Source organism: Pseudomonas helvetica, from assembly GCF_039908645.1.
Classification (GTDB): domain Bacteria; phylum Pseudomonadota; class Gammaproteobacteria; order Pseudomonadales; family Pseudomonadaceae; genus Aquipseudomonas; species Aquipseudomonas helvetica.
The window spans coordinates 6,181,135-6,205,672 of sequence record NZ_CP150917.1; the positions used below are offsets into that span (position 1 = coordinate 6,181,135).

The 24,538-nt window shown below is 60.0% G+C and carries 24 protein-coding genes; 9 read left to right on the plus strand and 15 right to left on the minus strand.

Annotated features, from left to right (window positions below):
- Positions 1–179 precede the first annotated feature (179 nt).
- Together rep and AABM55_RS28605 are read left to right on the plus strand one after the other, a co-directional pair.
- Positions 180–2,189 carry a DNA helicase Rep gene (gene rep / locus AABM55_RS28600; protein WP_347928343.1) on the plus strand — a complete coding sequence of 670 codons (2,010 nt, stop codon included), beginning with the start codon at positions 180–182 and terminating at the stop codon, positions 2,187–2,189.
- 57 nt (positions 2,190–2,246) lie between these two features.
- Positions 2,247–2,816 (plus strand): xanthine phosphoribosyltransferase, encoded by a 570-nt coding sequence (locus AABM55_RS28605; protein WP_347928344.1) that lies wholly within the window; start codon positions 2,247–2,249, stop codon positions 2,814–2,816.
- A 149-nt stretch (positions 2,817–2,965) separates the two neighbouring features.
- Here AABM55_RS28605 and AABM55_RS28610 read toward each other — a convergent pair whose 3' ends face one another.
- The 6 genes from AABM55_RS28610 to dadA all read right to left on the minus strand — a co-directional run bounded on the left by AABM55_RS28610 (position 2,966) and on the right by dadA (position 9,093).
- Entirely contained in the window at positions 2,966–4,888 is a 1,923-nt protein-coding gene (locus AABM55_RS28610; protein ID WP_347928345.1) for an acetyl-CoA hydrolase/transferase C-terminal domain-containing protein, read from the minus strand.
- Positions 4,889–5,022: 134 nt separating this feature from the next.
- Complete coding sequence (locus AABM55_RS28615) at positions 5,023–5,439, minus strand: cytochrome c5 family protein (RefSeq protein WP_019694257.1); 417 nt, start codon at positions 5,437–5,439, stop codon at positions 5,023–5,025.
- 183 nt (positions 5,440–5,622) lie between these two features.
- Complete coding sequence (locus AABM55_RS28620) at positions 5,623–6,171, minus strand: cupin domain-containing protein (protein ID WP_019694258.1); 549 nt, start codon at positions 6,169–6,171, stop codon at positions 5,623–5,625.
- A 127-nt stretch (positions 6,172–6,298) separates the two neighbouring features.
- Positions 6,299–7,372, minus strand: coding sequence for an alanine racemase (gene alr, locus AABM55_RS28625; RefSeq protein WP_347928346.1), 1,074 nt, complete (start codon positions 7,370–7,372; stop codon positions 6,299–6,301).
- Positions 7,373–7,463: 91 nt separating this feature from the next.
- A complete protein-coding gene (locus AABM55_RS28630) occupies positions 7,464–7,817 on the minus strand; it encodes a RidA family protein (protein WP_054594634.1) in 354 nt (117 codons plus the stop codon).
- Positions 7,789–9,093 (minus strand): D-amino acid dehydrogenase, encoded by a 1,305-nt coding sequence (dadA, locus tag AABM55_RS28635; RefSeq protein WP_103314717.1) that lies wholly within the window; start codon positions 9,091–9,093, stop codon positions 7,789–7,791. Before dadA ends, AABM55_RS28630 begins: the two co-directional genes overlap by 29 nt.
- Positions 9,094–9,249: 156 nt before the next feature.
- On the opposite strand from dadA, the gene AABM55_RS28640 reads away from it, so the two are divergent.
- A complete protein-coding gene (locus tag AABM55_RS28640; protein ID WP_003206849.1) occupies positions 9,250–9,738 on the plus strand; it encodes an Lrp/AsnC ligand binding domain-containing protein in 489 nt (162 codons plus the stop codon).
- A gap of 61 nt (positions 9,739–9,799) precedes the next feature.
- Here the strand turns inward: AABM55_RS28640 and AABM55_RS28645 are convergent, their stop codons facing one another.
- Positions 9,800–10,153, minus strand: a complete 354-nt coding sequence (locus tag AABM55_RS28645) for a YkgJ family cysteine cluster protein (protein WP_054594636.1) — start codon at positions 10,151–10,153, stop codon at positions 9,800–9,802.
- 149 nt (positions 10,154–10,302) lie between these two features.
- Here AABM55_RS28645 and AABM55_RS28650 point away from each other — a divergent pair, with 149 nt between their 5' ends.
- Positions 10,303–11,616 carry an FAD-binding oxidoreductase gene (locus AABM55_RS28650; RefSeq protein WP_347928347.1) on the plus strand — a complete coding sequence of 438 codons (1,314 nt, stop codon included), beginning with the start codon at positions 10,303–10,305 and terminating at the stop codon, positions 11,614–11,616.
- 136 nt (positions 11,617–11,752) lie between these two features.
- On the opposite strand, the gene AABM55_RS28655 is transcribed toward AABM55_RS28650, so the two are convergent.
- Positions 11,753–11,998: a DUF1127 domain-containing protein gene (locus AABM55_RS28655; protein WP_347928348.1), complete on the minus strand. Its 246-nt coding sequence runs from the start codon at positions 11,996–11,998 to the stop codon at positions 11,753–11,755.
- A gap of 178 nt (positions 11,999–12,176) precedes the next feature.
- Between AABM55_RS28655 and AABM55_RS28660 the strand changes: the two genes are divergently transcribed.
- Positions 12,177–13,607 (plus strand): PLP-dependent aminotransferase family protein, encoded by a 1,431-nt coding sequence (locus tag AABM55_RS28660; protein WP_347928349.1) that lies wholly within the window; start codon positions 12,177–12,179, stop codon positions 13,605–13,607.
- Positions 13,608–13,694: 87 nt separating this feature from the next.
- The gene (locus AABM55_RS28665; protein WP_347928350.1) at positions 13,695–15,260 is read left to right on the plus strand and encodes a phospholipase D family protein; all 1,566 of its coding nucleotides are present in this window, start codon (positions 13,695–13,697) and stop codon (positions 15,258–15,260) included.
- A gap of 22 nt (positions 15,261–15,282) precedes the next feature.
- Here the strand turns inward: AABM55_RS28665 and AABM55_RS28670 are convergent, their stop codons facing one another.
- The 4 genes from AABM55_RS28670 to AABM55_RS28685 all read right to left on the minus strand — a co-directional run bounded on the left by AABM55_RS28670 (position 15,283) and on the right by AABM55_RS28685 (position 19,420).
- The gene (locus AABM55_RS28670) at positions 15,283–15,429 is read right to left on the minus strand and encodes a hypothetical protein (RefSeq protein WP_347928351.1); all 147 of its coding nucleotides are present in this window, start codon (positions 15,427–15,429) and stop codon (positions 15,283–15,285) included.
- Positions 15,429–16,571, minus strand: coding sequence for an MFS transporter (locus AABM55_RS28675; protein ID WP_103314722.1), 1,143 nt, complete (start codon positions 16,569–16,571; stop codon positions 15,429–15,431). The genes AABM55_RS28670 and AABM55_RS28675 overlap by 1 nt, the downstream gene beginning before the upstream one ends.
- A 60-nt stretch (positions 16,572–16,631) precedes the next feature.
- The gene (locus AABM55_RS28680) at positions 16,632–17,594 is read right to left on the minus strand and encodes a transposase (RefSeq protein ID WP_347927096.1); all 963 of its coding nucleotides are present in this window, start codon (positions 17,592–17,594) and stop codon (positions 16,632–16,634) included.
- A 332-nt stretch (positions 17,595–17,926) separates the two neighbouring features.
- A complete protein-coding gene (locus AABM55_RS28685; RefSeq protein WP_054594642.1) occupies positions 17,927–19,420 on the minus strand; it encodes an aldehyde dehydrogenase in 1,494 nt (497 codons plus the stop codon).
- A 224-nt stretch (positions 19,421–19,644) separates the two neighbouring features.
- On the opposite strand from AABM55_RS28685, the gene AABM55_RS28690 reads away from it, so the two are divergent.
- Positions 19,645–20,007, plus strand: coding sequence for a cupin domain-containing protein (locus AABM55_RS28690; protein ID WP_103314724.1), 363 nt, complete (start codon positions 19,645–19,647; stop codon positions 20,005–20,007).
- 72 nt (positions 20,008–20,079) lie between these two features.
- On the opposite strand, the gene rpmG is transcribed toward AABM55_RS28690, so the two are convergent.
- Positions 20,080–20,235, minus strand: a complete 156-nt coding sequence (gene rpmG, locus AABM55_RS28695; RefSeq protein WP_007894709.1) for a 50S ribosomal protein L33 — start codon at positions 20,233–20,235, stop codon at positions 20,080–20,082.
- Positions 20,236–20,246: 11 nt separating this feature from the next.
- Complete coding sequence (rpmB, locus tag AABM55_RS28700) at positions 20,247–20,480, minus strand: 50S ribosomal protein L28 (RefSeq protein WP_007894701.1); 234 nt, start codon at positions 20,478–20,480, stop codon at positions 20,247–20,249.
- Positions 20,481–20,926: 446 nt separating this feature from the next.
- Here rpmB and AABM55_RS28705 point away from each other — a divergent pair, with 446 nt between their 5' ends.
- Entirely contained in the window at positions 20,927–22,513 is a 1,587-nt protein-coding gene (locus AABM55_RS28705) for an ABC transporter substrate-binding protein (protein WP_347928352.1), read from the plus strand.
- Between the two features lie 7 nt (positions 22,514–22,520).
- Here AABM55_RS28705 and radC read toward each other — a convergent pair whose 3' ends face one another.
- Positions 22,521–23,195, minus strand: coding sequence for a DNA repair protein RadC (gene radC / locus AABM55_RS28710; RefSeq protein ID WP_054594645.1), 675 nt, complete (start codon positions 23,193–23,195; stop codon positions 22,521–22,523).
- Between the two features lie 133 nt (positions 23,196–23,328).
- Between radC and coaBC the strand changes: the two genes are divergently transcribed.
- Positions 23,329–24,537: a bifunctional phosphopantothenoylcysteine decarboxylase/phosphopantothenate--cysteine ligase CoaBC gene (gene coaBC, locus AABM55_RS28715; protein ID WP_103314725.1), complete on the plus strand. Its 1,209-nt coding sequence runs from the start codon at positions 23,329–23,331 to the stop codon at positions 24,535–24,537.
- The last annotated feature ends 1 nt before the right edge of the window (position 24,538 follow it).

Genomic DNA, 24,538 nt, shown 5'->3' on the forward strand with positions numbered 1-24,538 from the left:
CCCGTTGTACCGCGATGAATCGAACATTAGTAGTCGCCAATTCAGCACGCATCCTGCGGGAAAGTAACAAAACCGGCAAATTTAGATAGCGTGGTACGTCACAAGTCGGAGAGAGGCAGCAGAATCTGTGCATCCTGTTAAAATGCCCGCCCTTTTCGCAAACGACTCCCTTTTCCGTCATGTCCCGACTCAATCCCCGGCAGCAAGAAGCCGTGAGCTACGTCGGCGGCCCTCTTTTGGTGCTCGCCGGTGCTGGCTCCGGCAAGACCAGTGTCATCACCCGCAAAATCGCCCACCTGATCCAGAGCTGTGGCATTCGTGCCCAGTACATCGTCGCCATGACCTTTACCAACAAGGCCGCGCGCGAGATGAAGGAGCGGGTCGGCACATTGCTCAAGGGTGGTGAAGGACGCGGTCTGACGGTGTGCACGTTCCACAACCTTGGGCTGAACATCATCCGCAAGGAGCATGTGCGGCTAGGCTACAAACCCGGTTTCTCGATTTTCGACGAGACCGACGTCAAAGCCCTGATGACCGACATCATGCAAAAGGAATATTCGGGCGACGACGGCGTCGACGAGATCAAGAACATGATCGGCGCCTGGAAGAACGACCTGATCCTGCCGCCCGAAGCCCTGGAAAACGCCCGCAACCCCAAGGAGCAGACTGCCGCCATCGTCTACACCCACTACCAGCGCACGCTCAAGGCGTTCAACGCAGTGGATTTCGACGACCTGATCCTGTTGCCGGTGAAGCTGTTCCAGGAACACGCCGACATCCTCGAAAAGTGGCAGAACAAAGTCCGCTACCTGCTGGTGGACGAATACCAGGACACCAACGCCAGCCAGTACCTGCTGGTGAAATTGCTGATCGGCACGCGCAACCAGTTCACCGTGGTGGGCGACGATGACCAGTCGATCTACGCCTGGCGCGGCGCCCGTCCAGAAAACCTGATGCTGCTCAAGGACGACTACCCGTCCTTGAAAGTGGTGATGCTGGAGCAAAACTACCGCTCCACCAGCCGCATCCTGCGCTGCGCCAACGTGCTGATCTCGAACAACCCCCACGAGTTTGAAAAACAACTGTGGAGCGAGATGGGCCATGGCGACGAGATCCGGGTGATCCGCTGCCGCAACGAAGACGCCGAAGCCGAGCGCGTGGCCGTGGAAATCCTCAGCCTGCACCTGCGCACCGACCGCCCGTACAGCGATTTCGCAATTCTCTACCGCGGTAACTACCAGGCCAAGCTGATCGAGCTGAAGCTGCAACACCACCAGGTCCCTTATCGACTGTCCGGTGGCAACAGCTTCTTCGGACGTCAGGAAGTCAAAGACCTGATGGCCTACTTCCGCCTGATCGTGAACCCGGATGACGACAACGCCTTCCTGCGGGTGATCAACGTCCCACGCCGGGAAATCGGTTCGACCACGCTGGAGAAGCTCGGTAACTACGCGACTGAACGCAAGATCTCGATGTATGCCGCGACCGATGAAATCGGCCTGGGCGAACATCTGGACAGCCGCTTCACCGATCGTCTGGCGCGCTTCAAGCGCTTCATGGACCGCGTGCGCGAGCAGTGTGCCGGCGAAGACCCGATCTCCGCCCTGCGCAGCATGATCATGGACATCGACTACGAGAACTGGCTGCGCACCAACAGCTCCAGCGACAAGGCCGCCGACTACCGCATGGGTAACGTCTGGTTCCTGATCGAGGCGCTGAAGAACACCCTGGAAAAAGACGAAGACGGCGAAATGACCGTCGAAGACGCGATCGGCAAGCTGGTCTTGCGCGACATGCTCGAACGCCAGCAGGAAGAGGAAGACGGCGCCGAAGGCGTGCAGATGATGACCTTGCACGCCTCCAAAGGCCTGGAATTCCCCTACGTGTTCATCATGGGCATGGAAGAGGAAATCCTCCCGCACCGCTCCAGTATCGAAGCCGACACCATCGAAGAAGAACGCCGTTTGGCCTACGTCGGGATTACCCGCGCACGTCAGACCCTGGCGTTCACCTTTGCCGCCAAGCGCAAACAGTACGGCGAAATCATCGACTGCTCGCCGAGCCGTTTCCTCGATGAACTGCCGCCGGACGATCTGGCGTGGGAAGGCAACGACGACACCCCGACCGAAGTCAAAGCCGTACGTGGCAATAGCGCATTGGCGGATATACGCGCGATGTTAAAACGCTAGAATCGGCTACTTTTTAATCTACTTTCGGCGCCTGTAGCGCCAACAGAGGAAGCTGTTGTGGAAGCACTGCACAAGAAAATTCGCGAAGAAGGCATCGTGCTTTCCGACCAGGTCCTGAAAGTCGACGCCTTTCTGAACCACCAGATCGACCCGCAATTGATGAAGCTGATCGGCGACGAATTCGCCACGCTGTTCAAGGATTCGGGGATCACCAAGATCGTCACCATCGAAGCGTCGGGCATTGCTCCGGCGATCATGACCGGTCTGAACCTCGGCGTGCCGGTGATCTTCGCCCGCAAGCACCAGTCCCTGACCCTGACTGAAAACCTGCTGTCGGCGAGCGTTTACTCGTTCACCAAGCAGACCGAAAGCACCGTGGCCATTTCTCCACGTCATCTGACCAGCAGCGACCGCGTGCTGATCATCGACGACTTCCTGGCCAACGGTAAGGCGTCGCAGGCACTGATTTCGATCATCAAACAGGCCGGTGCCACCGTGGCAGGCCTGGGTATCGTGATCGAGAAATCGTTCCAGGGCGGCCGCGCCGAGCTGGACGCGCAAGGCTACCGCGTCGAATCCCTGGCCCGGGTCAAGTCCCTGGCCGACGGCGTCGTGACCTTCCTGTAGGCGCCTTCAGGCAGACCGCGTTATTGCTCATCGCGGGCAAGCCTTGCTCCTGCAGGATGGGTGTTTGTCACATGACGTGGCACGACACATGATCTGTAGGAGCAAGGCTTGCCCGCGATGGCGCCCGTACAAGCACCACGGGATTCAGACTATTGCGCGGTAGCCTTCAGGCCCGCCAGCAGCAACCGCTGATACAAGTCCTCCTTCAAGCCCTCAGGCTTCGTCAGCTGCATCCGCTCCAGATGAACCGGGTACTCCGAGGGTTCCGGCGCATCCAGCGCGGCCTTGCCCAGCTCCAGAATCTCGGTGAGTTTGAACTTGCTCTTGAGCCAGTTCAGCGCCCGCAACAAATCCCGCTCTTCGCTGCTGAAATCACTGCCCAACGGATACTCCGGAAACAACCGCGGGTGCCGTGCAGCAATCGCCTGCAAGCGCTGTGGGCTGTTGTCGGTGAAACGCGGATCGAGGCGAAAATCCTTCGGCAGTTTGCCGGCCTTCTGCGCCTGTTCGATCAAGCCCGGCTGGAAGCGTGAATCGCTGATGTTGAGCAACGCTTCGATCACCTTGGCGTCGGTCTTGCCGCGTAAATCGGCGATGCCGTATTCGGTGATCACAATGTCACGCAAGTGCCGTGGAATCGTGCAATGGCCGTATTCCCAGACCATGTTCGAGCTCACTTCACCGCCCGACTCACGCCAGCTGCGCAGGATCAGAATCGAGCGCGCGCCTTCCAGCGCATGGCCCTGGACGACGAAGTTGTATTGTCCGCCGACACCGCTGAGCACCTGACCGCCTTCCAACTGATCAGCAACACCGGCGCCGAGCAGGGTCATGGTGAACGCGCTGTTGATGAAGCGCGCATCCAGGCGCTGCAAGCGCTTGAGCTCTTCCTGGCCGTACAGCTCGTTGATGTAACTGATGGCGGTCATGTTGAATTCAGCGAGCTTGCTGTGGGGTAATTCCCGCAACCGCTGATAGAAACTACGCGGCCCAAGGAAAAAACCACCGTGTATCGCGATGCCGCCCACTTGAGCCGACTCATCCAGGGTTCCGGCATTGGCGTGCTGTTGCAGGGCGATGCTCGGATAAACCTTGCGTCGCACGATCCCGGCATCGGACAACGCCAGCAGACCGTTGACGAACATCTCGCTGCAACCATAAAGCCCCTTGGCAAAAGGCTCCACGCCACCTTCACGGCTAATCAGCGGCGCCCAGTAACGCGCATCAAGGTCCGTCAACAACGCACGGTAGCCGTCGTTATCCGCCTGCCGTGAGAGCAACGCGGCGGTCAGCGCATCGCCCATGGCTCCGATGCCGATTTGCAGGGTTCCGCCGTCCCGCACCAGGGTACTGGCATGCAGGCCTATGAAGTGATCCTGCAAGCCTACCGGCATGTTCGGTGTGGAAAACAGCGTGCTGCCCTCCTCCTCGTCGATCAGCAAATCGAACGCCTCACGGTCGACTTCCGAGTCTCCCGGCATGTACGGCAGATCCCGATGAACCTGGCCGAGCAGCAGGATGGTTTCCCCGGCAGCACGACGTTTGGCGATCATCGGCAACAGGTCGAGGGTGATGTCCGGGTTGCAGCTCAGGCTTAGTCGCTCCGGCTGCTGCGGATCATGGGCCACCAATTGCGCCACCAGGTTCAACCCGGCGGCATTGATGTCCCGGGCGGCGTGGCTGTAGTTGCTGCTGACGTAGTCCTGCTGCGCCGACGCGCTGTGCAGCAAGCTGCCGGGCTGCATGAAGAACTGCTCGATATGAATGTTCGCCGGGAGGCTGTCACGGTGCAGGTCGGCGAGAAAATCCAGCTCGGGATAATCGCCAAACACTCGCTCGATGAAGGGTTCCAGAAAGCGCCGCTGCAAGCCGTCGCCCAATGACGGACGACCCAGGCTCAACGCGGTGTAGACCGTCAGATGCCGCTCGGGCAACTGGGCGATGCGCTGATAGAGCGCGTTGACGAAGCGGTTGGGTTTTCCCAGCCCCAGCGGCAGGCCGAGGTGTATATGCGCTGGCAAACGTGCGAGCACATCATCGACTGCCTGTTCGATTGATACCGACTGCACCATCAGACCCTCCCGACCTGTCCATGAATTGAGGTCGGTTCGAGCTTGCCGCTTCCTCATCGCGATGACCAGTCTCAAGGTCAAATCCCAGGCACAAAAAAGCCGCTCGCAAGCGGCTTTTTCGCTGAAGACGGGGCTTATTTCAGGCCGGACATCTTCTGGATGGCGCCTTCAAGGTCTTTCACTTCGCAGTCGCTGCAGGTGCCTTTTGGCGGCATCGCATTGAGACCTGTCAGCGCTACTTTCGCCAGGCCAGCAGCAGTGCCGCCTTCTTTGTCGGCGCGTTTTTTCCAGTCTGCAGCATCACCGATTTTCGGTGCGCCCAGCAGACCCGTGCCGTGGCAAGCATTGCAATGTTTGGCAATGATTTCATCGGGAGTTTTCGCTGCACCGCCGCCTACCGAAGCGGCGACTTCCATCCCCTTGCACTCCTGACCTTGTACACAGACCTGGCCGACAGGCTCAAGGCGTTTGGCGATATCGTCAGTGGTCGACGCTTGTGCGCTGACTGCCCAAAGGGCCAATACGGTTGCTGGTGCGGCCAGCATTTTCATAATTAGATTCACGCGTACACCCTCAATGGTGGCTAGTCACGCCCACGGCCACGGTTTCGCAGGCGGGCGCAAGTATAGCGGTTAGCCCGCCACACTGAAACAACCCTAAAGTCCAAGGGGTATTAAGTCGTGGCGAAATACAGCATGGGGCGACTCGCAAAACCTTGCCGGACGCCTCTTTTCCTAGAAATTCGCCGGTGTGGCTGCGCTGATTAGTCGCGCTGGCGCATCGAACGGATTTCGGAAACGGTGCGGTTTGGTGCTTTCGAAATAGTAGCTGTCACCGGCCTCGAGCACGAATGTCTCGAGCCCGACCACCAGCTCAAGGCGACCTTCGAGCAGAATCCCGGTTTCCTCGCCCTCATGGGTGAGCATCTCTTCACCGGTATCGGCGCCTGGCGGGTAGATCTCGTTGAGGAACGCGATAGCACGGCTCGGATGGGCCTTGCCGACCAGTTTCATGGTCACGGCGCCATCGGAGATATCGATCAGCTCATTGGCCTTGTAGACAATCTGCGTCGGTTTTTCCTGAAGAATTTCTTCGGAAAAGAACTCGACCATGGACATGGGGATGCCGCCAAGTACCTTCCTCAGCGAACTGATCGAAGGGCTGACGCTGTTTTTCTCGATCATTGAAATGGTGCTATTGGTAACGCCTGCCCGCTTGGCGAGCTCTCGCTGGGATAGACCTTTCAGTTTACGGATCGATTGCAGTCGTTCACCGACGTCCAATGCATTAGCCTCCCAGGATTCAGATTGTGTGGATAGTGAGCGTTATCATGGCGACAGCGTTCAGTATTTACAACACTTGGGTCTGAATCCTGTTTGGCAAAGCGACTTCTGGTCTCGACTGCCCGCCTCAGCTCCCGGAATAGAGCCGTGGCACGCGACGCAGGTTGCAGAAGATCTGGTAGGGAATGGTCCCGGCAGCCATGGCGACGTCGCTGGCGAGGATGTTTTTACCCCACAATTCGACCGTCGAACCGAGGCCGGCCTGCGGCACATCGGTCAAATCTATGCAGAGCATGTCCATCGACACCCGTCCCAGCAGCTGGCTGCGCTGCCCGGCCACCAACACCGGTGTGCCGGTAGGCGCCTGACGCGGATAACCATCGGCATAGCCCATGGCAACCACGCCGATGCGCATCGGCTTCTGGGTGATGAACTTCGCCCCATAGCCCACCGGCTCACCGGCCGGCAGTTCGCGCACGCTGATGACTTTCGATTCCAGGGTCATCACCGGCTGCAGGCGCGCCGCCACCGGATTGGCTTCTTCGAAAGGTGTCGCGCCATAAAGCATGATGCCCGGGCGAACCCAATCGCTCGGCACCTGCGGCCAGCCCAGCACCGCCGGCGAGTTACACAAGCTGACCTGCGCCGACAAGCCCTGGCGCGCCGCTTCAAACACCGCAACCTGCTCCGCCGCGCTGCTGCTATGCAGCTCGTCGGCACGCGCAAAGTGGCTCATCAGCACGATCTTCGAGACTTTGCCGCTGGCCAGCAAACGCTGATATGCCGCCTGATAATCCGCCGGATGCAGGCCGACCCGGTGCATGCCCGAATCCAGCTTGAGCCAGACCGTGATCGGCTTGCTCAACGCGGCTTTCTCGATTGCTTCGAGTTGCCACAGCGAATGCACCACGCACCAGAAATCATGCTCAACGATCAGCGACAGCTCATCGGCTTCGAAAAAGCCTTCGAGCAGCAGGACCGGCGCACGAATACCGGCGGCGCGCAGCTCCAGGGCTTCTTCGATACAGGCCACGGCGAAACCGTCCGCCTCGGCCTCCAGGGCCTGGGCACAGCGCACCGCGCCATGGCCATAGGCATCGGCCTTGATCACCGCGAGGGCGCGCGCCCCCGAGACTTCACGGGCCAGTTGATAGTTATGACGCAGGGCTTGAAGATCGATCAGGGCACGGGCAGGACGCATGGCGGCAGACTTCTAGGCGGTCATGAGGAAGAAAAAACCGGTGCTGACTGACGGCGTGAACCGCCAACAGCACCGGGAGAGGGATCGTTGCTTAAGGCAGAGCAGCCACTACCGACAGCTCAACCAGGATTTCCGGTTCGCACAGCTTGGCTTCGACTGTCGCACGGGCGGGCGCGACATTCTTTGGCAACCAAGTGTCCCAGACACTGTTCATGCCCTCGAAATGGGCATCGATGTCTTTCAGGTAAATCGTCACCGACAGCAGCTTGGTCTTGTCGGTCCCGGCCAGATCCAGCAAACGCTCGATGTTGGCGAGGGTTTCACGAGTCTGCTGTTCAATCCCGGCATTCATGTCGTCGCCGACTTGCCCTGCCAGATACACGGTACCGTTGTGGACAACGATCTGGCTCATGCGCTCATTGGTGAGCTGGCGCTGGATTGACATGCTTTTCAGACTCCTTTGGGGTGTTGCCATAACGGGAAATATCGAGGCCTTCAGCACTGATCTGCGGCGTTTTCTTCGCCATCAGGTCGGCCAGCAAGCGACCGGAGCCACACGCCATGGTCCAGCCGAGTGTGCCATGACCGGTGTTCAGGAACAGGTTCTTGAACGGGGTGGCGCCAACAATCGGCGTGCCGTCCGGTGTGGTCGGACGCAGACCGGTCCAGAAACTCGCCTCGGCGAGGTCGCCGCCCTGAGGATAAAGATCGTTGACGATCATCTCCAGCGTTTCGCGTCGACGCGGGTTCAGCGACAGGTCAAAACCGGCTATCTCAGCCATGCCGCCGACACGAATGCGGGTGTCGAAACGGGTGATCGCGACCTTGTAGGTCTCGTCGAGAATAGTCGACGTCGGGGCCATCGCCGGATTTGTGATCGGTACGGTCAGCGAGTAACCCTTGAGCGGGTACACCGGGGCCTTGATGCCCAACGGCTTGAGCAACTTCGGCGAGTAGCTGCCGAGCGCCAATACGTAGCGGTCGGCGGTTTCCAGCTTGCCGTCGATCCACACGCCGTTGATCCGGTCTCCGGCGTAGTCGAGGCGCTGAATGTCCTGGTCAAAGCGGAATTCCACGCCCAGTTTCACGGCCATTTCGGCCAGGCGCGTGGTGAAGATCTGGCAGTCGCCGGTCTGGTCGTTCGGCAGGCGCAAGGCACCGGCGAGGATATCGGTCACGCTGGCCAGCGCTGGTTCGACGCGGGCAATGCCGGCGCGGTCGAGCAGTTCAAAGGGCACGCCGGACTCTTTCAGGACCGCGATGTCTTTTGCCGCGCCATCCAGCTGCGCCTGAGTGCGGAACAGTTGCGTGGTCCCCAGGGTGCGGCCTTCGTAGGCAATGCCGGTTTCAGCACGCAGTTCATCGAGGCAGTCACGGCTGTACTCGGACAGACGGACCATGCGCTCCTTGTTCACCGCATAACGGCTGGCGGTGCAGTTGCGCAACATCTGCGCCATCCACAGGTATTGGTCGATATCGGCGGTGGCCTTGATCGCCAGCGGTGCGTGGCGTTGCAGCAGCCATTTGATGGCTTTGAGCGGCACGCCCGGCGCGGCCCACGGCGAGGCATAGCCCGGCGAGACCTGGCCGGCATTGGCGAAACTGGTTTCCATGGCAGCAGCCGGCTGACGGTCTACAACCGTTACTTCAAACCCGGCCCGAGCCAGATAGTAGGCACTGGCGGTACCGATGACGCCGCTACCCAAGACCAGAACGCGCATTTTCGTATCCCTCATCGCGGCTTACCGCTGACGTTTGTTGTTCAAATCACAGATGTGCGCAGTGTAAAAAACATTGGCCAGTGCTTTTCACTATATAAGCACCTATATTTGGCGACAATTCTCGGCAAAATAGCTTTTTACGGAGGCGCATCCCCTATGCGGACCAATACTCAGACCAAACGCGAACTGGACAAGATCGACCGTAACATCCTGCGCATCCTTCAGGCAGACGGGCGGATTTCGTTTACCGAGCTTGGGGAGAAAGTCGGGCTGTCGACCACGCCCTGCACTGAGCGGGTGCGACGCCTGGAACGCGAAGGGATCATCATGGGCTACAACGCCCGGCTTAACCCGCAGCACCTCAAGGGCAGCCTGCTGGTGTTCGTCGAGATCAGCCTCGACTACAAGTCTGGCGATACCTTTGAAGAGTTCCGACGCGCCGTGCTGAAACTGCCACACGTACTGGAATGCCACCTGGTGTCAGGGGATTTCGACTACCTGGTGAAAGCGCGGATTTCCGAGATGGCCTCGTACCGCAAACTGCTGGGCGACATCCTGCTCAAATTGCCCCACGTGCGTGAGTCCAAGAGCTATATCGTGATGGAAGAAGTGAAAGAGAGCCTGAATCTGCCGATTCCGGATTGAAGATCAAAAGATCGCAGCCTTCGGCAGCTCTTACGGGTGTATGCGCGCAGGCTGCGATCTTTTAAACCAACACCTGCCGGGTGCTGGCCATGTATTCATGGATCTGCTTCTCGACCCGAGGATGAATCAACTCCACCGGGCGGCGACCGTTGGGGCACGGCAGGGTTGCCGTGGTGCCGAACAGCCGACAGATCAACGGCCGCTCGTCATACACCGTGCAGCCATCGGGGCCCAGGTGCACACAGTTCAGCTCATCCATCGCAGCGTCCTGCTCGGCCCTGGTCTTACGCGGCAGACGCGACATTTCTTCTGGCGATGTAGTCACCGGGCCACAGCAGTCATGGCAGCCGGGCACGCACTCAAACGAGGGGATTTGCTGGCGAAGAGCGCGGATTTTCTGACTGTTGCAGCTCATCGAAGCGAGTACCGGGAAAGTGAACGAGGTGGGATTTTGCCCTAAAAGCCTCGCGCCAGACAGCATTAGCCGACCAGTGTTGCCCAGCCCGAAAGGCCCGGCTTATGCTCCGTAAAATTTACTACACACACGAAACCCGGATGACACACATGAACGCCCGTGTTCACCAGCCTGCCCCGAACAACCGGCATACAGCGTCTTACTACGCCGCCAGCAGCCTACCGCAGCCCGATTATCCGGCGCTCAAAGGCGAACTGCTGGCGGACGTGTGCGTGGTGGGCGGCGGGTTTTCCGGGCTGAACACTGCTATCGAGTTGGCCGAACGCGGCCTCAACGTGGTGCTGCTCGAAGCGCGCAAGATCGGCTGGGGCGCCAGTGGGCGCAACGGCGGGCAGCTGATTCGCGGCGTGGGTCATGGCCTCGATCAGTTTGCCGAGGTGATCGGCACGGACGGCGTCCGCCAGATGAAACTCATGGGGCTGGAAGCGGTGGAGCTCGTCCGGCAACGGGTCGAGCATTTTCAGATCGCCTGCGACCTGACCTGGGGTTACTGCGACCTGGCCAACAAACCTCGCGACCTTGAAGGTTTCGCCGAAGACGCGGCCGAACTGCACAGCCTCGGCTATCGCCATGAGACCCGATTGCTGCAAGCCCATGAGATGCACAGCGTGGTCGGTTCCGACCGCTACGTCGGTGGCTTGATCGATATGGGCTCCGGGCATCTGCACCCGTTGAACCTGGCCTTGGGCGAAGCCGCTGCGGCGCAGCAACTGGGCGTGAAGCTGTTCGAACAATCGGCCGTGACCCGCATCGACTATGGCAGCGAGGTCAAGGTCCACACGGCGCAAGGCTCGGTCCGCGCCAAGTCCCTGGTGCTGGGCTGCAACGCCTACCTCAACAACCTTAACCCCGAGCTCAGCGGCAAAGTGCTGCCCGCCGGCAGTTACATCATCGCCACCGAACCCTTGAGCGCAGCGCAGGCCCACGCATTACTGCCGCAGAACATGGCGGTCTGCGATCAGCGAGTGGCGCTGGACTACTACCGGCTCTCGGCGGATCGGCGCTTGCTGTTCGGCGGCGCCTGCCACTATTCCGGTCGCGACCCGTCGGACATCGCCGCCTATATGCGACCGAAGATGCTCGACGTCTTCCCGCAACTGGCCGGGGTGAAGATCGACTATCAATGGGGCGGGATGATCGGCATTGGCGCCAACCGCCTGCCGCAGATCGGCCGGCTCAAGGACCAGCCGAATGTGTATTACGCCCAGGCCTATTCCGGTCATGGGCTGAACGCTACCCACCTGGCCGGCAAGCTGCTGGCCGAAGCCATCAGCGGTCAGCAAGGTGGGGGGTTCGATCTGTTCGCCAAGGTGCCGCACATTACCTTTCCGGGCGGTAAATACCTGCGTTCGCCGTTGTTGGCGCTGGGGATGTTGTGGCATCGGATGAAAGAGTTGGTCTGAAAGACTCTTTGCGCCCCTACGGACGCCATCGCGGGCAAGCCTTGCTTCCTACAGGTCCAGCGTTGATCGCACGACGGATACCACCCCTGTAGGAGCAAGGCTTGCCCGCGATTGGGCCGGGAGAGCGCCAAATAGCTCAAAGCCGCCAAAAGGGCTTGAGCCCCTCCTCCCGCGCCTCTGCACGACTCAGCCCCACATCGCGCAGCTGCTCGGGCGAAAGCTCAAGCAAGCTCTTGCGCGTGTGCAGACGATGCCAGAACAGTCCCCAGCGACCGAGACCGGACGGGGCGTTGCGCATCGTTGACGCGCGCATGCCCTTATCCTGCCCAGCCTCCAGTTCCTGACTGCGTAACGTCAGCCGCACATCGCTCAAGCCGTTCATTTTGATTGCTCCTGTTTACTTGGGTCGCCAGAGATTCCATGATGCGCGGGGTGGCAAAACCGTTACAGATTCAAAAGAGCCGTATTACCCCCATACAGAGCTCCCGTTTTAGCGACTGAATCCTGTATTTTTGCCCAATCTGTACTGGTCCACTGAATCTATTCACCGAGGCTGCACCATGACCCTTTACGTCAACCTCGCCGAATTGCTCGGCACGCGTATCGAACAGGGCTTCTACCGTCCGGGCGATCGACTGCCGTCGGTACGGGCATTGAGCGTCGAGCACGGGGTCAGCCTGAGCACGGTGCAGCAGGCCTATCGGGTTCTGGAGGACAGTGGGCTGGCAATGCCGAAGCCGAAATCCGGCTACTTCGTGCCGGCCGGGCGCGAGTTGCCGGAGTTGCCGGTCGTTGGCCGTCCAGCCCAGCGCCCGGTGGATATTTCCCAGTGGGATCAGGTGCTGGAGCTGATTCGCGCCGTCCCGCGCAAAGACATCGTGCAGCTCGGTCGCGGCATGCCGGACGTCACCACGCCGACCATGAAGCCTCTGCTGCGCGGGCTGGCGCGGATCAGTCGACGGCAGGACATGCCCGGCCTGTATTACGACAACATCTACGGAATCCTCGAACTGCGCGAACAGATTGCCCGCTTGATGCTCGACTCCGGCTGTCAACTGAGCGCCAACGACCTGGTGATCACCACCGGCTGCCACGAAGCGCTGTCCACCAGCATTCGCGCGATCTGCGAGCCGGGCGACATCGTGGCCGTCGACTCGCCGAGCTTTCACGGCGCCATGCAGACCCTCAAAGGGCTGGGCATGAAAGCCCTGGAGATTCCCACCGACCCGATTACCGGGATCAGTCTCGAGGCGCTGGAACTGGCGCTGGAACAGTGGCCAATCAAAGCCATACAGTTGACCCCCAACTGCAACAACCCGCTGGGCTACATCATGCCGGAGGCACGCAAACGGGCACTGCTGACCCTGGCGCAGCGCTTCGACGTGGCAATCATCGAAGACGATGTGTATGGCGAACTGGCCTACACCTACCCGCGTCCCCGCACGATCAAATCCTTCGACGAAGACGGCCGCGTCCTGCTCTGCAGCTCGTTTTCCAAGACCCTGGCTCCGGGGCTGCGCATCGGCTGGGTCGCGCCGGGCCGGTATCTGGAGCGGGTGTTGCACATGAAATACATCAGCACCGGCTCCACCGCTCCACAGCCACAAATTGCGATTGCCGAATTCCTCAAAGGCGGGCACTTCGAACCGCATTTGCGACGGATGCGCACGCAATACCAGCGCAATCGCGACTTGATGCTCGACTGGGTCAGCCGCTACTTTCCCGTCGGCACCCGTGCCAGCCGCCCACAAGGCAGCTTCATGCTGTGGATTGAACTGCCGGAAGGTTTCGACACACTGAAACTGAATCGTGCGCTGATCGACCAAGGCGTACAGATTGCCGTCGGCAGCATTTTTTCCGCCTCGGGCAAGTACCGCAATTGCCTGCGCATGAACTACTCGGCCAAACCGACACCGCAGGTTGAAGAGGCAGTGCGCAAGGTCGGCGCGGCAGCGATCAAGCTACTGGCCGAGCATCACGAGGACATATGACGCAATCAACCGACGCTTGAGCATTCACGGAGCATTGCCAAATGCCATGCCATACTCCGGATCCTGCCCATTCGCGGAAACTCCGATTTGCGCCCCAGAAAAGCCCTGCTTTTTCTGCCCCTCGTCTTGCTACTGAGCGGCTGCACCTCTCTCACCGTACATCACGAGCCGAGCCAGGCGCTGCCGGCGGCGGACTCTGCGTTCGGGCGCTCGATCCAGGCACAGGCTGCGGCGTATCAGGGCCGTTCCGGCTTCCGCCTGCTGCCCAACAGCAGTGAAGCCTTCATGGCGCGTGCCGAGCTGATTCGCAATGCGCAAAGCAGCCTCGACTTGCAGTACTACATCGTTCACGACGGTGTCAGCACACGGTTGCTGGCGGCGGAGCTGCTCAAGGCTGCCGACCGCGGCGTGCGCATACGCATTCTGCTTGACGACACCACCAGCGATGGCCTGGACCAGATCATCGCCACCCTTGCTGCGCATCCGCAGATTCATATTCGCCTGTTCAACCCGCTGCACCTGGGCCGCAGCACCGGGCTGACCCGCACCATGGGGCGGCTGTTCAATCTGTCTTTGCAGCATCGGCGCATGCACAACAAGCTGTGGCTGGCGGACAACAGCGCAGCCATTGTCGGTGGCCGTAATCTGGGCGACGAGTACTTCGATGCCGAGCCCGACCTGAATTTCACCGACATCGACATGCTCGGCATCGGCCCGGTAGCCGAGCAGCTCGGGCACAGTTTCGACCAGTACTGGAACAGCGCCCTGAGTAAACCGATCGATGAGTTTATCTCGAGCAAACCCACGGCAAAGGATCTGGCCAACACCCGACTGCGACTGAAAGAGTCGCTGGAGGGCACCCGCCAACAGAACCATGCGCTGTACCAGCAACTGAAGGTTTACCAGACCCATCCACGCCTGGATATCTGGCGGCGCGAATTGATTTGGGCCTGGAACCAGGCATTGTGGGACGCCCCCAGCAAGGTGCTGGCCAAGGACGAACCGGATCCGCAACTGCTGCTGACCACCCAACTGGCGCCCGAACTACAAGGTGTCAGTAACGAGCTGATCATGATCTCGGCCTATTTCGTCCCAGGCCAGACGGGGCTGGTCTACCTGACGGGACGCGCGGATGCCGGGGTTTCCGTCAGCTTGCTGACCAACTCCCTGGACGCCACCGACGTGCCCGCCGTGCACGGTGGCTACGCGCCGTACCGCAAGGCGCTGCTGGAACATGGCGTGAAATTGTTCGAGTTGCGCCGCCAACCCGGCGAGCACGGCGGCAGTGGCCCGCACCTGTTCCACGGCGCCGCCTCCCGTAGCTCCGATTCCAGCCTGCACAGCAAGGCGATGATCTTTGACCGGCAAAAGGCGTTCATCGGCTCATTCAATTTCGATCCGCGCTCGGTGCTCTGGAACACTGAAGTCGGGGTGCTGGTGGACAGCCCGGAACTCACCGAACAGGTTCGCGAACTGGCCCTGCAAGGTATGTCACCGGCCCTGAGTTACGAGGCCCGGCTAGAGAACGGTCGGATGGTGTGGGCCACTGAAGACAACGGCCAGCCACACACCCTGACCCGAGAACCGGGGAGCTGGTGGCGACATTTCAATGCCTGGCTCAGCAAATCGGTGGGGCTGGAGCGGATGCTCTAAGCACTGCATCCCCCCCGCGCCATCACACGATCCGTAGCAGCTGGCGCAGCCGGCGTTCGGCTGCGCAGCAGTCGTAAATGCGGATATCGCGGTCTTTCAGATTAACCGTGGCTTGCAGGGTTTGCGTCTGCTGCGCAGCCGAACGCAGGCTGCGCCAGCTGCTACACATTACGCTGGTTGCGCAGTGCCAAACGCCCCTTGGCGCAGCAACAGGATAACCAGCCCAAACGCCCCTGCCGCCATCAGCAACGGCAAAGCGTGCCCACTGATCCATTGACTGCCCGCACCAGCCGCCAATGGGCCGATCAGACAACCGATACCCCACAATTGCGCAATATGAGCGTTGGCTCGCACCAACGCATCATCGCGGTAGCGCTCGCCGATCAGAATCAGCGACAAGGTAAACAAGCCGCCGGCACTGGCGCCAAACAGCACCCACAACGGCCAGATCAGCAAGGTCTCGAGCAACAGTGGAATCGCTAGGCTCGAGAGCATCAGGATGACTGCACAACCGGCAAATAACGTACGCCGCGACAGTCGATCTGCCAGCGCGCCAATCGGCAGTTGCAACAAGGCGTCGCCGACCACCACGGTGCTGACCATCGCCAGGGCGATTTCAGCGCTGAAGCCCTGGCGCAGGCAATACACCGGCAGCAAGGTCAGGATCATCGCCTCGAACGCAGCAAACAGCGACACCGCCCAGGCAATCGCCGGCAGACCCCGACAAAAACTCAGCAAGTCGCTGAACGTCACACTGCAGGCTTCGCTACTCGGCGCGCCGCTACGTCCCAACAGCAACAGCGGCGATGTCACCAGCAAGCCGACACCAACCCAGAAACCGAAATCGTTGTCGGTGCCCAACGCGCCCAGCAGCAACGGCCCGGACAATTGGCTCAGGGCATAACTGCTGCCATACAGCGCCACCAGCCGCCCGCGCCATTGTTCGACCACCAGTTGATTGATCCAGCTCTCACCGAGGATGAACACGAGGGTCAGGATCACCCCGATCATCAAACGCAGCACCAGCCAGACCGGATAACTTGGCAACAGCGCCAGCAAACCGATGGAAAACGCCCCGGCCCACAGGCACAGGCGCATCAGATTGGCCGTGCCGAAACGCGCCGCCAGATGACTGGAGACCTTGGCCCCCAGCAGCACGCCAATCGCCGGCATCGCCGCCATGACGCCGATTGCAAACGAGCCATAACCCCAGCTTTCCAGACGCAACGATACCAACGGCATGCTGACGCCCAGGGCCAGGCCGACGCTCAGGACTGAGGCCAACACGGCGAAATAAGTCGCCCAACGCATGTTCCACGCTCCTGTGGATAATTATTTTTTACAAACGGCACAAAACAAACGTGGGAGATTCTATGTTGCAGGACAACCCTGCAACGGTCGATTCGGTTGGTATTCGCTCTGGTTTTTCATCAGGGCGAACGCCACCCGGGCGAGTTTTCGGGCAAGGATTACCAGGGCCTGAGTCTTCTTGAAACCTCTGGCCAGGTACCCTTCATAAAAGGGTTTCCAGGTCGCTGAACGACAGGCGGCCATGGCCGAGTTGTGGGCCAAACGCCGTATTTCCGGATCCCCTTTCTTGGTCAGACTGCGACTCCCCGTCTTTTTTCCCGAGTCATCAACCCTCAAGTCCATGCCCAAAAAAGCGATGAAGGCATTGCTGTCCTTAAACTCGCCACGCAAAAAAGCCGTCGCAAATCCGGTTGCCGTCAGTACACCGACGCCTTCAATGGCCTTGCAACGCTCAATATTTTCGGCGGCTCCGGCCTCTTTGCTCAGGTCACGCAGCTTTTTTTGAATGGCCAAATCCGAGTGCTTAAACGTCCCCATCAGACATTTCAGCTCTTCTTCCAGGCGCGGCTCATTGGCCCAGCTCTGAGCCAGACTGACACGCGCCTTGATCAGTGCTGCCCGTCGATGAAGCAGGCTTTGCAGGGCCTTGTAAGCCTTGGGCGGCGGGCTCCAAGCGCGTAACCCAGCCTGTTCATGCGCCAGATACCGAGCCAGAAGACGGGCATCGCACGGATCATTTTTAGCTCGTTGGCCGACACCGCGGCGGTAATGACTCAAGCGATAACCGTCCACGACGTAGACCTGATGACCCAACTCATGGGCCAACTCAACCGTGTCCAAGTGGTAAATGTTGGTGGCCTCGACGGCAATGCCACTTTTGGCGGGCAGCGTCTTGAGCCAGCGTTTGAGTGCTGCCCGATTATTGGGGATGGCTTGTGTGGTTTGCAGATCGGCGCGATAGACGAGCACCTCGGCCTTGGCCACATCAACACCCACGACCGTTTGCGAAGTAAGGATTGTCATGACGAATCCTCGGAGCTAGGGTTTAAGAGCTTGTTGGGGTCTACCGTTGCGCTGGCTTGTCTCTATCGTCGGCCTTGCCGATGAATTCCTTATTGGCGCTTTTGGGTAGAAGGGGTGGGACGAAGTCTCCCACGGTCTGTACTGGCTAGAGTCAGAATCGGGCTTTTAGTCCCACCCACCCCTTCAAGTCTAAACATACAAGCGGGCTTGCTCGCGAAGAGGCCAGCACATTCAACATCAATGTTGACTGTTACACCGCCTTCGCGAGCAAGCCCGCTCCCACAGACCTGCGTTGTATCGAGCCCCGAATGTGATCCGAGCCCTCTACAGGTTTACAACTTGATCCAGGTCGCCTTCAGCTCGGTGTACTTGTCGAACGCGTGCAGCGACTTGTCCCGGCCGTTGCCCGACTGTTTGAAACCACCGAACGGTGCGGTCATGTCGCCACCATCGTACTGATTGACCCACACGCTACCGGCCCGCAGGGCCTTGGCGGTCAGGTGGCCCTTGGAGATATCCGAGGTCCAGACTGCCGCGGCCAGGCCATATGGCGTGTCGTTGGCGATCCGGATCGCTTCCTCGACGCTGTCGAAGGTGATGACCGACAGCACCGGACCAAAGATCTCTTCCTGGGCGATCTTCATGGCATTGCTCACGCCATCAAAAATCGTCGGTTCAACGTAGGTGCCACCGGTTTCCTGAAGAATCCGCTTGCCGCCCGCCACCAGTTTGGCGCCGTCGGAGTGCCCGGATTCGATGTAGGACAGCACGGTGTTCATCTGCTGCGTGTCGACCAGCGCGCCAACGTTGGTCGCCGGATCCAGCGGGTTGCCCGGCTTCCAGGTTTTCAGGGCCTCGATCACCAGCGGCAGAAATTTATCCTTGATCGAACGCTCGACCAGCAGACGCGAACCGGCGGTGCAGACTTCGCCCTGGTTGAACGCGATGGCACTGGCAGCGGACTCAGCCGCAGCTTGCAGGTCCGGCGCATCGGCAAACACGATGTTCGGGCTCTTGCCGCCCGCTTCCAGCCAGACGCGCTTCATGTTCGATTCGCCGGAATAAATCATCAGTTGCTTGGCGATCTTGGTCGAACCGGTGAACACCAGCGTGTCGACATCCATGTGCAAGGCCAACGCCTTGCCGACGGTGTGACCGTAGCCTGGCAGCACGTTCAGCACGCCTTTCGGGATACCGGCCTCAACGGCCAGCGCCGCGAGGCGGATGGCGGTCAACGGGGACTTTTCGGACGGCTTGAGGATCACCGAGTTACCGGTGGACAGCGCCGGGCCGAGTTTCCAGCAGGCCATCATCAGCGGGAAGTTCCACGGCACGATGGCTCCCACCACACCCACTGGCTCACGGGTCACCAGACCCAGTTGGTCATGCGGGGTGGCGGCCACTTCGTCGTAGATCTTGTCGATGGCCTCACCGCTCCAACTCAGCGCTTGCGCCGCGCCCGGAACGTCGATGTACAGGGAATCACTGATCGGCTTGCCCATGTCCAGGGTTTCAAGCAGCGCCAGCTCTTCGGCGTGCTGCTTGAGCAGGCCGGCGAAACGAATCATGGTGGCTTTGCGCTTGGCTGGTGCCAGACGCGACCAGACGCCCGAGTTGAACGTGCTGCGAGCGTTTTCTACGGCGCGCTGGGCATCGGCGGCATCACAGCTGGCGATCTTGCCCAGCAGGCGGCCATCGACGGGGCTGATGCAGTCGAACGTCTCGCCGGAGACCGCTGCGGTGTATTCGCCATTGATGTAGGCACGGCCTTCGATCTTCAGGTCGCGGGCGCGTTGTTCCCAGTCGGCACGAGTCAAGGTAGTCATACGAGAGTCCTCCTCTTATTGAATACGAGCGCCACGCGATCTACGCAGGCACCTACAGGAATTCTGCCCGACCAGTTTTCAATTCGGTCCAAGGCAACTGCCACCCTAAACCAGCGCCCCCTCATGTTTCAATATATTTGACATAAGGCTGGCAAACGGCCTTGCGATGTTCATTTTAATAAACATAGACTTTGATTTTCAGGCAATCACGGGGAATTACAAGAATGAGCATCCAGGACATTGTCGACTTCAGCCAGGCCACCACACCCGTCGAGCGCTACCGCCCGGACGCCGCAAAAGTGCTCAAGGGCGACCCCGAGCAAGCCGTCTACAACCACTACAGCAGCCCGTGCGGTCAGTTGAACGCGGGTGTGTGGGAAGGAGAAGTCGGGCAATGGACGGTGAACTTCACCGAACACGAATACTGCGAAATCGTGCAGGGGGTTTCGGTGCTGCGTGACCACGACGGCAATGCCAAGACCCTGCGGGCGGGCGATCGCTTTGTCATTCCGGCCGGTTTCCGCGGCACCTGGGAAGTGCTGGAACCGTGCCGCAAGATCTACGTGGCGTTTGAACAGAAGGCCTGAGGCTTTTCTGACCACAACAAAAAAGGCCCGTATCTTGCGATACGGGCCTTTTTCTCAAGAGGGAAAAATCAATTACTTGATTTTGCCTTCTTTGTAGATCACGTGCTTGCGAACAACCGGATCAAATTTCTTGATCTCGATTTTGTCCGGAGTAGTGCGCTTGTTCTTGTCGGTAGTGTAGAAGTGACCAGTACCAGCGCTCGAAATCAAACGAATCAATTCACGCATGATTAGCTCCCTTAGATCTTGCCAGCTTTGCGGATTTCGGCCAGCACGACAGTAATGCCACGCTTGTCGATGATACGCATGCCTTTGGCAGATACGCGCAGACGCACGAAACGTTTCTCTTCTTCAACCCAGAAGCGGTGATGCTGCAGGTTCGGCAGGAAACGACGACGGGTTTTGTTGTTTGCGTGGGAAATGTTATTCCCAGTCACCGGACCCTTACCGGTAACTTGACAGACTCTCGACATGCCTCAGCCCTCTAAAACCACATGCCCAACCCGGCATGGGTTGGCCGCTTAATCTCTCAGTCATTTGGCGCCAGGCGCCGCGTTTCTTTAAGGGTCTTACCGGCTACACCTACAGTGAAGGAACCGGGCCCCTAGAAAAGAGCGCTGCTTTATACCAGAAAGACTAGAGAGCAACAACAATCGGTGTGCATTGAATTAACAAAACCCCTATTTTTCGGGCTCCGAGCGCCTTGGACAAAGGCTGTCGTCGATGGCGACCGCTCGTCGCAGAAAGTCGGCCAACAGGCCAATCCAGGGTTTTCCTTGGGTAGTACTCACCGAAAACAATCGCACATACTCCCCTTAAAATGAAAAAGGGGATAGTCATTTGTAAAAGAGCCCACTAGGGTAAGCCTTTTCCAGACTGCACTCGCAGATGGGCCTTCGATCTGCACAGGAATTCACACATGCGCCTCGCTGCCCTACCGTTGTTGCTCGCCCCACTCTTGCTGAGCCCATTGGCCCAGGCTGCCGCTTTAAGCGTCTGCACCGAGGCCAGCCCGGAAGGGTTCGATGTCGTTCAATACAACTCGCTGACCACCACCAACGCTTCGGCCGACGTGCTGATGAACCGCCTGGTGGACTTCGACACCACCAGTGGCAAAGTCGTCCCCAGCCTGGCTGACAGCTGGGAAGTGTCGGCTGATGGCCTGACCTATATCTTCAAGCTGCTCCCACAGGTGAAGTTCCACCACACCGAGTACTTCACCCCGACCCGCGATCTGAACGCCGAAGACGTGAAGTTCAGCTTCGAGCGCATGCTCGACCCGGCCCACCCTTGGCACAAAGTCGCCCAAAGTGGCTTTCCTCACGCTCAATCGATGCAATTGCCTGCACTGATCAAGAAAATCGACGCGCTGGATCCGCTAACTGTGCGCTTTACCCTGGACCACCCCGACTCGACCTTCCTTGTCACCCTGAGCATGGGGTTTGCCTCGATCTATTCGGCCGAGTATGCCGACCAGTTGCTCAAGGCCGGCACGCCCGAGAAACTCAACAGCCAGCCAATTGGCAGCGGCCCGTTCATCTTCGGGCGCTTCCAGAAAGATGCGTCGATTCGCTACAAGGCCAACCGCGACTACTTCGCCGGCAAACCGGCCGTGGACAGCCTGGTGTTCGCCATCACCCCGGACGCCAACGTGCGCTTGCAAAAACTGCGGCGCAACGAGTGCCAGATCGCCCTGTCGCCCAAACCGCTGGACGTGCAGGCCGCCGCCCAGGACCCGACCCTGAAGATCGAGAGCACGCCGGCGTTCATGACCGCGTTCGTGGCCATCAACAGTCAGCATCCGCCACTGGATAAACCCGAAGTCCGCCAGGCGATCAACCTCGCCTTCGACAAGGCCAGCTACCTCAAGGCCGTTTTCGAAGACACCGCGCAGGCTGCCAACGGTCCGTACCCGCCCAACACCTGGAGCTACGCCAAGGACTTGCCGGGCTATCCGAAAGACATCGCCAAGGCGCGCGCGCTGCTGGCCAAGGTCGGGCTCAAGGAGGGGTTTAAAACCACGATCTGGACCCGTCCGTCCGGCAGCCTGCTCAACCCGAATCCAAGCCTTGGCGCCCAGTTGCTGCAGGCGGACCTGGCCGAAGTCGGGATTCAGGCGGAAATCCGGGTGATTGAATGGGGCGAGCTGATTCGCCGCGCCAAGGCCGGCGAACACGACCTGCTGTTCATGGGCTGGTCCGGCGACAACGGTGACCCGGATAACTTTCTCACGCCACAGTTCTCCTGCGCGGCGGTCCAGTCCGGTACCAACTTCGCCCGCTACTGCGACCCGGCCCTGGATAAAGTTATCAGCGCCGGCAAGACCACCACCGAACAAGGCGTGCGCAGCAAGCTTTACGAACAGGCCCAGGCGCAGATCCAGCAACAGGCGCTGTGGCTGCCACTGGCACACCCGACCGCCTACGCATTGACGCGCAAGGACGTTCAGGGCTACCAGGTCAGCCCGTTTGGCCGTCAGGATTACTCGAAAGTCAGCCTGAAATAGCCCCGGACTACATCCATCCGTACTCGGCCATCGACAGCGGATCGCCATCGCCGACGATGAAATGGTCGAGTACCCGCACATCGATCAGGTCCAGCGCCTCTTGCAGGCGCCGGGTCAGCGCTCGATCCGCCTGACTGGGCTCGGCGCTGCCTGACGGATGGTTGTGGCACAGGATCAACGCCGCGGCGTTGTGCGCCAGTGCACGCTTGACCACCTGACGTGGGTAGACACTGGCGCTGTCGATCGAGCCGCGAAACAGTATCTCGAACGCCAGCACCCGATGCCGGGAGTCCAGGAACAGACAGCCAAACACTTCATGCGGCTCATGGCGCAACATCGCCTTCAGGTAATTGCGCACCTCGATCGGGCTCTTGAGCACCGAGTCGCGACGCAAGCGTTCCGCCAAGTGCCGCCGCGCCATCTCCAGCACTGCCTGCAATTGGGCAAACTTTGCCGGCCCCAGCCCAAGTTGACTGCCAAACGTCTGCTGATCGGCCTCCAGCAACGTGCGCAGGCTGCCGAATTGATGCAACAGGTGTCGCGCCAGATCGACTGCGCTTTTGCCGGTCACCCCGGTGCGTAGAAAGATCGCCAGTAACTCGGCGTCCGAAAGGCTCGCCGAACCCTGCTCCAGAAGCTTCTCCCGCGGACGCTCTGCCGCCGGCCAATCGCGAATGCTCATAGCACCTCCATGTGTGTGGGCGCCGCTGTTCCGTTGCGGTCGCTGTGATATCGTAGTCCATCTTTTTTGCGGGCGATTTCACCCTGGGGAGGGGTTTCGCCACGTAGTCATCAATGAATTGAAAGGCAGGCCTATGCAGCGGCTGTATCGGAAACGCATCGTTCTCGGCGTCGGCGGCGGCATTGCCGCCTACAAGAGCGCCGAGCTGGTTCGCCGACTCATCGACCAGGGCGCCGAAGTGCGCGTGGTCATGACCCGCGGCGGCAGCGAGTTCATCACCCCGCTGACCATGCAGGCACTCTCCGGGCACCCGGTCCACCTGGACCTGCTGGACCCGGCGGCCGAAGCTGCGATGGGCCACATCGAGCTGGCCAAATGGGCCGACCTGGTGCTGATCGCGCCGGCCACCGCCGATCTGATCGCGCGCCTGGCCCAAGGCATCGCCAATGACCTGCTGACCACCCTGGTACTGGCCACCGACGCCACCGTCGCGCTGGCCCCGGCGATGAACCAGGCCATGTGGCGCGACCCGGCCACCCAGGCCAACACTCAATTGCTCGAAAGCCGTGGCTTCAAGGTCTTCGGCCCGGCGTCCGGCAGCCAGGCCTGCGGCGACGTCGGCATGGGCCGCATGCTCGAAGCCGACGATCTGGCGCAATGCGCCGCCGACTGCTTCCAGCGTCAGGCGCTGACCGGCAAACACGTACTGATCACTGCCGGTCCGACCCAGGAAAACATCGACCCGGTGCGCTACATCACCAACCACAGCTCCGGGAAAATGGGCTTTGCGCTGGCCGAAGCCGCGGTTGAAGCCGGCGCCCGGGTGACCTTGATCACCGGCCCCGTGCACCTGCCGACCCCGGATCGCGTCACCCGGATTGACGTGGTCAGCGCCCGCGACATGCTCGCCGCCTGTGAAGCCGCGATCCCTTGCGACCTGTTCATCGCGTCTGCTGCGGTTGCGGACTATCGTCCGGAAGTCGTCGCCCCACAAAAACTCAAGAAAGACCCTACGAACGGCGACGGCTTGTTGCTGCAAATGGTCCGCAACCCAGACATTCTGGCGACCATAGCCACACGCCCCGACCGTCCGTTCAGTGTTGGTTTCGCCGCCGAAACCGAACACCTGCTCGACTACGCTGCACGCAAGCTGAAAGACAAAAACCTCGACCTGATCGTCGCCAACGACGTGGCCAACCCGAGCATTGGCTTCAACAGCGAGGAAAACGCTTGCAGCGTGATCGACCGGGAGTTGCACGCAACACTCTTCGCCCAGACCAGCAAGGGCAAAATCGCCCGCCAGCTGATCACTTTTATCGCCGAACGTCTGAACCAGGTTTAAC

Coding starts and splice junctions, on each gene's coding strand:
- rep (WP_347928343.1), top strand. CDS start 180: ATGTCCCGACTCAATCCCCGGCAGCAAGAAGCCGTGAGCTACGTCGGC.
- AABM55_RS28610 (WP_347928345.1), bottom strand. CDS start 4,888: ATGGTGCAGTCGGTATCAATCGAACAGGCAGTCGATGATGTGCTCGCA.
- AABM55_RS28615 (WP_019694257.1), bottom strand. CDS start 5,439: ATGAAAATGCTGGCCGCACCAGCAACCGTATTGGCCCTTTGGGCAGTC.
- alr (WP_347928346.1), bottom strand. CDS start 7,372: ATGCGTCCTGCCCGTGCCCTGATCGATCTTCAAGCCCTGCGTCATAAC.
- AABM55_RS28630 (WP_054594634.1), bottom strand. CDS start 7,817: ATGTCAATCCAGCGCCAGCTCACCAATGAGCGCATGAGCCAGATCGTT.
- dadA (WP_103314717.1), bottom strand. CDS start 9,093: ATGCGCGTTCTGGTCTTGGGTAGCGGCGTCATCGGTACCGCCAGTGCC.
- AABM55_RS28640 (WP_003206849.1), top strand. CDS start 9,250: ATGCGGACCAATACTCAGACCAAACGCGAACTGGACAAGATCGACCGT.
- AABM55_RS28645 (WP_054594636.1), bottom strand. CDS start 10,153: ATGAGCTGCAACAGTCAGAAAATCCGCGCTCTTCGCCAGCAAATCCCC.
- AABM55_RS28650 (WP_347928347.1), top strand. CDS start 10,303: ATGAACGCCCGTGTTCACCAGCCTGCCCCGAACAACCGGCATACAGCG.
- AABM55_RS28655 (WP_347928348.1), bottom strand. CDS start 11,998: ATGAACGGCTTGAGCGATGTGCGGCTGACGTTACGCAGTCAGGAACTG.
- AABM55_RS28660 (WP_347928349.1), top strand. CDS start 12,177: ATGACCCTTTACGTCAACCTCGCCGAATTGCTCGGCACGCGTATCGAA.
- AABM55_RS28670 (WP_347928351.1), bottom strand. CDS start 15,429: ATGTGTAGCAGCTGGCGCAGCCTGCGTTCGGCTGCGCAGCAGACGCAA.
- AABM55_RS28675 (WP_103314722.1), bottom strand. CDS start 16,571: ATGCGTTGGGCGACTTATTTCGCCGTGTTGGCCTCAGTCCTGAGCGTC.
- AABM55_RS28680 (WP_347927096.1), bottom strand. CDS start 17,594: ATGACAATCCTTACTTCGCAAACGGTCGTGGGTGTTGATGTGGCCAAG.
- AABM55_RS28685 (WP_054594642.1), bottom strand. CDS start 19,420: ATGACTACCTTGACTCGTGCCGACTGGGAACAACGCGCCCGCGACCTG.
- AABM55_RS28690 (WP_103314724.1), top strand. CDS start 19,645: ATGAGCATCCAGGACATTGTCGACTTCAGCCAGGCCACCACACCCGTC.
- rpmG (WP_007894709.1), bottom strand. CDS start 20,235: ATGCGTGAATTGATTCGTTTGATTTCGAGCGCTGGTACTGGTCACTTC.
- rpmB (WP_007894701.1), bottom strand. CDS start 20,480: ATGTCGAGAGTCTGTCAAGTTACCGGTAAGGGTCCGGTGACTGGGAAT.
- AABM55_RS28705 (WP_347928352.1), top strand. CDS start 20,927: ATGCGCCTCGCTGCCCTACCGTTGTTGCTCGCCCCACTCTTGCTGAGC.
- radC (WP_054594645.1), bottom strand. CDS start 23,195: ATGAGCATTCGCGATTGGCCGGCGGCAGAGCGTCCGCGGGAGAAGCTT.
- coaBC (WP_103314725.1), top strand. CDS start 23,329: ATGCAGCGGCTGTATCGGAAACGCATCGTTCTCGGCGTCGGCGGCGGC.